Source organism: Streptomyces sp. Root1310, assembly GCF_001426425.1.
Taxonomy (GTDB): domain Bacteria; phylum Actinomycetota; class Actinomycetes; order Streptomycetales; family Streptomycetaceae; genus Streptomyces.
Map to the genome: position 1 here is coordinate 580192 of NZ_LMEQ01000032.1, position 10267 is coordinate 590458.

Below are 10267 nucleotides of genomic sequence, written 5' to 3' on the forward strand. Positions count from 1 at the left end.
AACCGTAGGGAACCAGGGAACCAGTGGATCGCGTGGACCTCATCCTCCCGCCCGCCGAGGCCGCGGCGTCCGCCGACGGCGTCGCCGAGCGTGCCGACGCGTACGCGGCAGCGCCGCTGCTCAACTGTCTGCTGCGGGAGGTCGCCGAACCACTGCCCGGCCCGCCCGCCGGCGACGGCCGGTTCGTGTACCGGCTGCCCGGCGACGGGCCGCCCGGCGGCGCCCGGCTGCTGCGCGTGCGCGGCACCCGGCGGCCCGCCGAGCCCGAGGTGTACACGGCGGGCGCCTGGCACCGCCTCGGTCACACCGCGCTCGTCGAACTGGTCGCCGAGGTGCTGCGCGGGCACACCGGGCTGGCCAACCGGGAACTGCCCGCCGAGATGACCGACAGCAGGGACGTGGTCGCCGCGATGCTCACCGCACGCGCGCGGGCCACCCCGCCGCCCGGCCGCTATCTGCGCTCCGAGCAGGCGCTGCTCACCGGCCACCCCCACCATCCCGCCCCCAAGGCGCGCGGCGGCGGCCCGCCGGCCGGCTGGCTGCCGTACGCCCCGGAGGCCCACGCCCGCTTTCCGCTGGTCCTGCTGGGGCTGCGCGAGGACGCGGTCGTCGAGGAGGGCGACACCTCGGCGCTGGACGCCCTCGGCACGGCCCCGCCCGGCTACCGGCTGCTGCCCGCCCATCCCTGGCAGCTCGAGCTGGTGGGCCGGGAGCTCGCGCCAGCCTTCGCCGACGGGCGCCTGGTCCGGCTCGGCGCGACCGGCTTCGAGGCCTGGCCGACGGCCGCCGTGCGGACGGTCTACGCACCCGAGCGGGACCTCTGTCTGAAGTTCAGCCTCGACGTCCGCATCACCAACGACATCCGCCGGCTGTGGCGGCACGACCTGCTGAAACTGCGCCGGACCGACGAGTCGGCGGTGCGCGCCCTCGCGGCGGGCGGCGGCCCCGCGGCGCGCCGTCCGGCGCCGGCGGTCTGGCTGAGCGACCGCGGCTACCGCACCGCCGACTTCGCCTTCGAGGAGCTCGCGGTCCTGGTCCGCGACGGACTGGCGGACGCGCTGGCGCCCGGCGCGACCCCGCTGCTCGCCGCGGGACTCGTGGAGGGCTTCGACGGCAGCCCGTTGGCCGCCGCGGCGGACCCGGTGGCCTGGTGGGCGGCCTATCTCGCCGCCGTCGTCCCCCCGGCGCTGACGGCCTTCGCCGAGCACGGCGTCGTCCTCGAGGCGCACCTGCAGAACACCCTGGTCGCCGTGGACGCCGACGGCATCCCCGTGCAGGCCCTGTTCCGGGACGCCGAGGGCGTGAAACTGCTGCCGGACGTGGAGCGGGCGGCCGGCTGGGAGCGGCTGGTGTACTGCCTGGTGGTGAACCACCTGTGGGAGGTCGCGGCCGCGCTCGCCGAACGGCACCCCGGCTTCGACCCCTGGCCCGCCGTACGCGCGGAACTGGGCCACCACGACCTCCCCGAGGCTGCCGCCCTGCTGACCGCGCCCACCCTGCCCGGCAAGACGAACCTGCTGCTGCGCTGGACGGGCGCGGACGGCGCCGACGCCCGCTATCTGCCGCTGCCCAACCCGCTCCTCCGGTGAGGCCGAGCGGCGGACGGCGGCGCGATCATTCGATAAGGTAAGCCTAACTTTACCTATCGGGGCGTCACGTGGCGGGTTCCGTGGGTGTCGAGAGACGCCCGTCGCGGACACCCGTCGCGGATGCCCGTCGCAGAGGGAGGCCCCATGGCGGACCACGCGAGCGACGTGCTGACGCTCGACCGGGTGCGGCTCGGCGCCGGCGGGCCGCTCACCCGGCTGCGCATCGCGGACGGCAGGGTCACCCATGTCGTCCCGGAGGCCGGGACCGGGGGACGGGCGGGGGAGGCCGGTGGCGGGCGGGTCGTCGATCTGGACGGACGGGTGCTGCTGCCCGGCCTGTGGGACGCCCACGTCCACATGGCGGAGTGGGCGAGCGCCCGGCACCGCCTGGACCTGGCCGGAACCGCCTCCGCGCGGGCGGTGGCCGACCTGGTCCGGGAACGCGGCGGCGCGGCGCCCGGCGGCACGGTGCTCTTCGGCTACGGGTTCCGGGACGGACTGTGGCCCGACGCCCCGCACAAGCGGCTCCTCGACGCGGTCCTGCCCGACCGGCCGGTCGCCCTGGTCAGCGCCGACCTGCACGCCGCGTGGCTGAACTCCGCCGGTCTCGCCCTCGTCGGCCGGGGCGACCACCCCACCGGCCTGGTCAGGGAGACCGAGTGCCACGAGGTCCTGTCCGCGCTTCCCCGGCCGCCGGCCGCGGTGATCGACGGCTGGATCGCGGAGGCCTGCGAGGCCGCCGCCGCACGCGGGGTCACCGGTGTCATCGACTTCCAGTTCGGCGACACGGTCGCGGACTGGGAACGTCGCTCGGCCGCGGGCCGGCCGGCCGTGCGGGTGTCGGCCGCGATCTACCCGAGCAGCCTGGACGCGGCCCTGCGGCGGGGGCTGCGCACGGGGGACGAGGCCGGCGCTCCCGGCGGTCTCGTCCGGGTGGGCCCGCTGAAGCTCTTCACCGACGGCTCGCTCAACACCCGTACCGCGCTGTGCCGTGATCCCTATCCGGGGCTGGAGGGCACGGACGGTTCCCACGGCATCGAGGAGACGTCACCGCGCGAGCTGGTGCGGCTCATGCGGCAGGCCGCCGCGCGCGGCGTCGAACCCGCGGTGCACGCGATCGGCGACCACGCCAACACGCTGGCCCTGGACGCTTTCGAGGCCGTGCGCTGCCGAGGCCGGATCGAACACGCGCAGCTGCTGAGCCCCGAGGACCTCCCGAGGTTCGCCCGCCTGGGCGTCACGGCCGGCGTGCAGCCCCGGCACGCGACGGACGACCGTGACGTGGCGGACCGGCACTGGGCCGGGCGCACCGGACGCGCCTTCGCCTACGCCGACCTGCTCGCCGCCGGGGCCCGGCTGGAGTTCGGTTCCGACGCCCCCGTCTCGGCCCTCGACCCGTGGCTCGCCATCGCGTCGGCCGTCGGCCGCACCGACGACGAACGCCCCGCCTGGCATCCGGAGCAGTGCCTGTCCGTCCGGGACGCGCTGGTCGCTGCGGCCCGCGGACGCCGGCTCATCCGGGTCGGCGACCCGGCCGACCTGGTGGTCGTGGACGTGGACCCCTCGGGGGCGGGCCCGGACGCCCTGCGCACGATGCCCGTGCACGCCACGATGACGGACGGCCGCTGGACCCACGGGCCGTACTGAGACGGCGAGCGCCGACGCCCCCCCCGCGCCTGGGGTGCCCGAAGGGCGCCGCCGTCGCTGCGAGCCGTGCGGGAGGGCCCGGGGCCGGGGCCGGCGCGGGGGCTCGGGCAGGCGGTCACCGGACCGGTCGCGCCCGGCGACGCTCCCGAGGATGGTGACGTTCTCACCGTGAAGATCACCGACGTCGATCTCGCGCGCCCTCGGACCGTCCTTTCGGCCGTCCAGGCCGAGCGGGCCGTCGAGGCCGGGCAGGCACCTGTCGTCGACGCGGAGGGGCAGCCGCCTGTCCGGCGACGGGACCGGTCGTCACGCGAGGGAACGCGCGAGGCGGAAACCCACGTCGTCGACCTGGAAGGCCGGGTGGCTGCGGCGCCGCGCGGAGGCCCGGCAGCTCCAGTGCTCGTCGAACCAGCCACCGCCGCGGAGCACCCGGTAGGTGCCGTAGACCTCGGCGTCGTAGACGTCCCAGCACCAGTCCCAGACGTTGCCGAGCATGTCGTGCAGCCCCCATGGGTTGGGGCGTCTGCCGCCCACGTCATGCGGGCGTTCGTGCGCGTTGCCGCGGTACCAGGCGATCTCGTCGAGCTCCCCGTACCGCGGCCCTGCCGTACCGGCACGGCAGGCGTGCTCCCATTCGGCTTCGGTCGGCAGCCGGTACCCGTCGGCGGACGCGTCCCACTCGATCCCTTCGTCGTCGGCGCGGAAGTCGTACGCGGGCGTGAACCCGTCGCGCCGGGACAGGGAGTTGCAGAACCTCGCCGCGTCCCACCAGGAGACGCACTCGACGGGCAGCCGGTCCCCGCGGGCGGCACTCGGCCGCCGGCCGGTGACCTGTGCGTACAGCGCCTGGGTGACCGGGACCGCGGCGAGCTCGTAGGGCGCGAGCTCGACCGGCCAACTGCGCTGCGTCCGCCGGTCCGACAGCGTCACCCGCCCCGGCGGGACGGCGATCATCTCGTTCCCCGTCATCACGTCCATGATCAGGAGATCCTATTCGAGACCGGCCGGCGCGAAACTGCGGAGCCGCAACGGATCCGGTGCTCCCCCCGGGACCCGCCCCGGCAACAGGCTCGGCGCGCCGTCGAACGCGGCGTCGGGCTGCCGCGCCGGCCCTTCGGGCGGTTGCACGGTGCTCCGGGCGGACCCGGGCCCGGAAGGGACCGTACCCTCCGGGCCCGGGAGTCCGGGGGGTCAGGCCGTCGGTACGCCGGCCAGCACGGAGCGGTGGATCTCCTCCGCCCGGACGGCGACGGTCGACAGCAGGGTGCTGGTCAGCCCGTGGGTGTGCTCGGTTCCGCCCTGGAGATAGAGGCCGGCCGTCACCTCCGGCACGGTCTCCACCCGGTGGTCGCGGCCCACGCGGACCTCGTCCCCGTCGTCCCGGAGGCAGAGCTTGGCCGCCTCGCCGAGCAGCGACGCCAGATCGCGCGGCCGGTACCCCGTCGCGAGCACGAGCACGTCGGCGGCGAGGACCTGCCGCTCACCGGTGGGCAGGAACTCCACGGCGATCTCGAGACCGCCGTCCGCACCGGGGTCGACGGCGCGCACCCGCGAGACGTTGAGGAAGCGCAGCCGCTCCCGGCCCGCCACCTTCTCCCGGTACGAGGTGGCGTACAGGGCCTCGATCAGCTCCATGTCGACCACCGAGTAGTTGGTGGAGCGGTGATAGTCGATCAGCGACTGCTTGACCTCGGAGGGCGCCGAGAAGTAGACGTCGACCGCCTCCGGGTCGAAGATGCGGTTGGCGAACGGGCTGTCGTCGGCCGGGGTGTAGCCGTACTTGGCGAAGACCGAGCACACCTCGGCCTCGGGGAAGGTGCGGTGCAGGTAGTCCACCGCCTCGGCGGCGCTCTGGCCGGCGCCGAGCACCACGGCCCGCCGTACCGGCGCACCCGCCTCGCCCAGTCGTGTGGCACGCGGGATCAACTCGCTGTTGTGCCACACGCGTTCGGAGAGTCCCAGACCGGGCGGCACATGCGGCTCCAGCCCCATGGCCACGCTGACGTTGCGGGTCCTGCGGGTCACGGTCTCGCCGCGACCCGCGCTGTCGCGGCAGATGACGTCGAAGAAGGCCACCTCGCCGTCCTCGTCGCGCACCGGGTCGACGGAGACGACCTCGCTGCCGTACGAGACCAGGTGGGAGACCCGGGCGGCGGCCCACTCGAAGTACTCGTGGAACTCCATCCGCAGCGGGAAGAGGGTCTTCTGGTTCAGGAAGTCGATGAGTCTGCCCCGCTCGCGCAGGAAGCAGAGAAAGCTGTAGTCGCTGGTCGGATTGCGCAGCGTGACAAGGTCCTTGAGGAACGACACCTGCATGGTGGCGTCGTCGATGAGCATGCCGCGGTGCCAGCCGAAGCGCGGCTGGCGCTCCAGGAACAGGGCGTTGAGGCGGCGGTCTGCCGGAAGGTCTGCGTTGTGCTCCTCGACCGCTATGGCCAGAGCGAGATTTGACGGACCGAATCCGATTCCGATGACGTCGTGGATGACGTCGTTACCCATGAGCGGTGACTTCACCTTGGCATCGCCTCCTCAGGCAGGCCCATGCTAGATAAGGTAAGGCTTACCTTGCAATGAGTCGTTGAAGGGAAGGACGCCATGCGGGTCGTCATGCTCGGCTACCAGACCTGGGGTCACCGCACGCTTCAGGCGCTGCTGGACTCCGACCACGAGGTCGTCCTCGTCGTCACCCATCCGAAGAGCGAGCACGCCTACGAGAAGATATGGGACGACAGCGTCGCCGAACTCGCGGAGAAGAACGACGTCCCCGTCCTGCTGCGCAACCGTCCCGACGACACCGAACTCCTGGCCGCGGTGGCGGACGCCCGGCCGGACATCATCGTCGCCAACAACTGGCGTACCTGGCTGCCCCCCGAGCTGTTCGACCTGCCGCCGCACGGCACCCTCAACATCCACGACTCGCTGCTGCCGTCGTACGCGGGCTTCTCGCCGATCATCTGGGCGCTCCTCAACGGCGAGACGCGCGTCGGCGTGACCGCGCACCGCATGAACACCGAACTCGACGCCGGGGACGTCCTGGTGCAGCGCGCGGTGCCGGTGGGGCCCACCGACACGGCGACCGACCTGTTCCACCGGACCGTCGACCTCATCGCGCCCATCGTGCGGGAGTCGCTCGACCTGATCGCCTCCGGCCGGGACGCCGGCCAGTGGGTGCCGCAGGACCGTGCCCGCGCCAGCTTCTTCCACAAGCGGTCGGCGGAGGACAGCCGGATCGACTGGAGTTGGCCCGCGGAACGGCTGGAACGGCTCGTGCGGGCCCAGTCGGACCCGTATCCGAACGCGTACGCCTTTCACCGGGGCCGGCGGCTGAGGATCGTCTCGGCGGCGGTGTCGCAGGGGTGCTACGGCGGCACGCCCGGCCGGATCTTCATCCGGGAGGGGGACGGCGTCGTCGTGGTGGCGGGCGCCGACTCCTGGTCGGGCCGCTGCCGGGGTCTCCTCGTGCGGCGGGTGCGCACCGACGACGGCACCGAGTACGCGGCCACCGACTGGTTCCGCACCATGGGCGGGTATCTGACGTCCCGGCCCTGAGGGCCTGACCGGAACCGGAAATCTGGCCGGTGGCCGGTGGCCGGTGACCGGCCACCGGCAGCCTGACCGCGACCGGAAACGGGAAGGGCTGAACCGGACGGGCCCCCGGCCGTGCGCGGCGGGGGCCGGTCGCGGGCCGGTCGCGGGTCAGTCGGCGACCGCGGCGGGCCGTGCGTCCCGGGCCCGGACCTCGCCGGCGTGGTGGTGCCGGCCCAGCGGGATGACCAGCGGAGTCCCGCTGACCGGGTCGGGGGTGATCCGGCAGCGCAGGTCGAAGACGTCCTCGACGGTGGCCTCGGTGACCACCTCGGCGGGCGGGCCCTCGGCGACGATCCGGCCCGCCTTCATGGCGATGACGTGATCGGCGTACCGGCACGCCTGGTTGAGGTCGTGCAGCACCATCACCACCGTGCGTCCCTCACGCCGGTTGAGGTCCGTGATCAGGTCCAGCACGTCGATCTGGTGGGCGAGGTCGAGATAGGTCGTCGGCTCGTCCAGCAGCAGGACGGGGGTGCCCTGGGCGACGGCCATCGCGATCCACGCGCGCTGCCGCTGGCCGCCGGAGAGCTCGTCGACCGGGCGGTCGGCGAGCCCGGTCAGGCCGGTCGCCGCCAGCGCCCCGTGCACGGCCTCCTCGTCCGCCGCGGACCACTGCCGCCACCAGGTCTGGTGCGGTGAACGGCCCCTGCCCACCAGGTCGAAGACGGTCAGCCCCTCCGGCGCCACCGGTGTCTGCGGCAGGATGCCCAGGGTGCGCGCGAGTTCGCGGGTCGGCACGGACCGCAGGGCGGCCCCGTCCAGTTCCACGACACCCTGCCGTGGCGTCAGCAGCCGGGCCAGCGCGCGCAGCAGGGTCGACTTGCCGCAGGCGTTGGCCCCGACGATGGCGGTGATCCGGCCGGTCGGCACGCTGAGGTCCAGATCCTCCACCACCGACCGTCCGTCGTAGGCGAGATGCAGGTTCCTGGCCCGCAACTCCGGCCCGGCGGGCGGCGGGTGGGCGATGCCCGGGCCTGCCCCCGGGCCCGCGTCGTTCGCGTCGGCGCCGGACGGGCGGGGGATGCCGGCGCCGGTCTTCGGCTCGGTCGGCCGCGGGGTGCGCGGGTCGGTGGTCGACATGGGATCAGCCTCCAGAGCCCGCGCGGTTGGCGCGGATGAGCAGCCACAGCAGGACCGGCGCGCCCAGGGCGCCGGTGACGATCCCGACCGGCAGTTCCGTCCCGGGGATCGCCTCGCGGGCGAGGAGATCCGAGCCGAGGACGACCAGCGCGCCGGTGAGACCGGAGACGATCGGCGGCGGCGACGCGGTGCCCGCCAGCCGCTGGGCGATCTGCGGACAGGCCAGGGCCACGAAGGCCACCGGGCCGGCCGCCGCCGTACCGAAGGCGACCAGTCCCACCCCGGCCAGCAGCAGGGCCAGCCGGACCGGCTGGACCGGTGTGCCGAGCCCCGCGGCCACGTCGTCGCCGAGTTGCAGGGTACGCATCCAGCGGCCCATGGCCAGGGTGACCGGCAGCAGCACGGCCAGGGCGAGGGCCAGCGAGTCCACCTGGTCCCAGGTCCGGCCGTTGAGGTTGCCGACCAGCCAGCCGATGGCCTCCTGCGCCTGGAACCGGCTGCCGCGCGCCACGAGGAAGTCGGTGGCGCTGGTGCAGATCCAGGACACGCCGATGCCGACGAGGATGATGCGGTACCCGGTGGTGCCGCCCTTCCAGGCCAGCGCGTAGACGAGCAGCGCGGTCGCCAGGGCGCCCAGCAGTCCCAGCGTCGACAGCCCGAGCCCGCCGGTCCAGCCGAGAACGACGGCCGCCACCACGGCCGTTCCTGCGCCCTCGGTCAGCCCGATCATGTCGGGGCTGGCCAGCGGGTTGCGGGTCATCGTCTGGAACACCGCGCCCGAGACGCCGAACGCGATGCCGACCAGCAGCCCGGTCAGGGCGCGGGGGAGCCGCAGATCCCGCACGACGACGACGGTGCCGGGGTCGCCCGCGCCGCCGAGCGCTCTGACGACGTCGGTGAAGGGCACGGGGTAGTCGCCGAGGGTGAGGCCCCAGCAGAACAGCAGGAACGCGCCGGCGGCGACGAGTACTCCGGTCAGCACCAGGCGCGGGCGCAGCATGCCGGAGACCGGGGGGAAGGCCAGCCGGAACGGCCGGCCGTGCAGCGCGGATTGCGCGGGGACCGCGGGGGACGCCTCGACGGCCGGTGCGCCCGGGGAGCGCGCCGTGGTGGGGGACTGCGCCGGAGTCGGCGACTGCGCTGTGGTCGGCGACTGCGCTGTGGTCGGGGACTGCGCTGTGGTCGGGGACTGTGCCGGGTCCGGGGACCGTGCTGTGTCCGGGGGCTGTGCGGGCACGCTCACACCTCCGCGAGCTTACGGCGGCGGACCAGGGCGATGAAGAACGGGCCGCCGAGGAAGGCGACGAGGACGCCGGCCTGGATCTCGGTGGGGCGGGCCAGCGTCCGGCCCAGGATGTCGGCGGACAGCAGCAGTACGGGCGCGAGGGCGGCGGACAGCGGCAGCAGCCAGCGGTGGTCGGGGCCGATCCCGGCGTACTGGGCGAGGACCCGCGCGATGTGCGGCACGACCAGGCCGAGGAAGACCACCGGACCGATGACGGCGACCGACGCGCCGGTCAGCAGCATCACCGCGGTGACCCCCTGGAGGCGGACCAGGCCGAGCCTCCGGCCCAGCGAGGCGGCCACATCGTCGCCCAGGGCCATGCTGTTGAGGGCGGGCGCGCAGGACAGGGCGAGCACGGCCCCGACGGCGAGGAAGGGCAGGATGCGCAGGAGTTCACCGGAGTCCTGGTCGGCCAGCGAGCCGGCCGACCAGAAGCGGTAGCGGTCCAGGGCGTCCTGGTCGGTCAGCACCACGGCGCTGGTGAGCGACGACAGCAGCGAGGTGACGGCGACCCCGGCGAGCGCGAGCTTCACGGGCGTGGCACCGGAACGGCCCAGCCGCCCCAGGGAGAAGACCAGGACGCTCGCGGCGAGCGCTCCGCCGAACGCGAACCACACATAGCCGTAGAGCGATCCGACCCCGAACACCGCGACCGCCAGCACGATCGCGAAGGACGCCCCGGCGCTGACGCCGAGGATGCCCGGGTCCGCGAGCGGGTTGCGGGTGAGGGCCTGCATCAGCGCGCCGGACAGGCCGAGCGCGGCGCCCGTCGTCAGGCCCAGCAGGGTGCGGGGGACCCGCACCGACCAGACGACGTTGTCGACGAGGCGGCTGGGCGGACGGCCCAGGACCGCGCGGACCACCTGGTCGAGCGGGACGTTCAGCGCGCCCAGTGCCACGGACAGCAGGGACAGGGCGATGAGGAGGGCCACGACGGATGTCACCAGCGCCGCGGTGCGAAGCCTTCTGCCTGAAGCCACTTGCCGGTCTCCATGTCGCGGTCCGGGGGTCTCGCCGGGGGTGCCGTCGGGTCATCGCCCCTCGCGCAGACCCCTGTTGGCGGACCACCGGACAATCC

8 protein-coding genes are annotated in these 10267 nt (G+C 74.2%); 3 read left to right on the plus strand and 5 right to left on the minus strand.

Annotation, left to right across the window (positions count from 1 at the left end):
- Window positions 1-32: 32 nt before the first annotated feature.
- Together ASD48_RS35745 and ASD48_RS35750 are read left to right on the plus strand one after the other, a co-directional pair.
- Window positions 33-1589, plus strand: a complete 1557-nt coding sequence (locus ASD48_RS35745; protein ID WP_242432827.1) for an IucA/IucC family protein — start codon at window positions 33-35, stop codon at window positions 1587-1589.
- Between the two features lie 144 nt (window positions 1590-1733).
- The gene (locus ASD48_RS35750; RefSeq protein WP_057606021.1) at window positions 1734-3236 is read left to right on the plus strand and encodes an amidohydrolase; all 1503 of its coding nucleotides are present in this window, start codon (window positions 1734-1736) and stop codon (window positions 3234-3236) included.
- A 306-nt stretch (window positions 3237-3542) separates the two neighbouring features.
- Here the strand turns inward: ASD48_RS35750 and ASD48_RS35755 are convergent, their stop codons facing one another.
- Entirely contained in the window at window positions 3543-4214 is a 672-nt protein-coding gene (locus ASD48_RS35755) for an SUMF1/EgtB/PvdO family nonheme iron enzyme (RefSeq protein ID WP_057606022.1), read from the minus strand.
- Between the two features lie 213 nt (window positions 4215-4427).
- Window positions 4428-5750 (minus strand): lysine N(6)-hydroxylase/L-ornithine N(5)-oxygenase family protein, encoded by a 1323-nt coding sequence (locus ASD48_RS35760; protein ID WP_057606023.1) that lies wholly within the window; start codon window positions 5748-5750, stop codon window positions 4428-4430.
- An 81-nt stretch (window positions 5751-5831) separates the two neighbouring features.
- Here ASD48_RS35760 and ASD48_RS35765 point away from each other — a divergent pair, with 81 nt between their 5' ends.
- Window positions 5832-6785 carry a methionyl-tRNA formyltransferase gene (locus tag ASD48_RS35765; protein ID WP_057606024.1) on the plus strand — a complete coding sequence of 318 codons (954 nt, stop codon included), beginning with the start codon at window positions 5832-5834 and terminating at the stop codon, window positions 6783-6785.
- A gap of 147 nt (window positions 6786-6932) precedes the next feature.
- On the opposite strand, the gene ASD48_RS35770 is transcribed toward ASD48_RS35765, so the two are convergent.
- The 3 genes from ASD48_RS35770 to ASD48_RS35780 form a co-directional block, all read right to left on the minus strand.
- Entirely contained in the window at window positions 6933-7904 is a 972-nt protein-coding gene (locus ASD48_RS35770; RefSeq protein ID WP_242432828.1) for an ABC transporter ATP-binding protein, read from the minus strand.
- Window positions 7905-7908: 4 nt separating this feature from the next.
- Window positions 7909-8904, minus strand: coding sequence for an iron chelate uptake ABC transporter family permease subunit (locus ASD48_RS35775; protein WP_242432834.1), 996 nt, complete (start codon window positions 8902-8904; stop codon window positions 7909-7911).
- A gap of 239 nt (window positions 8905-9143) precedes the next feature.
- Entirely contained in the window at window positions 9144-10169 is a 1026-nt protein-coding gene (locus ASD48_RS35780) for an iron ABC transporter permease (protein ID WP_057606025.1), read from the minus strand.
- Between the last annotated feature and the right edge of the window lie 98 nt (window positions 10170-10267).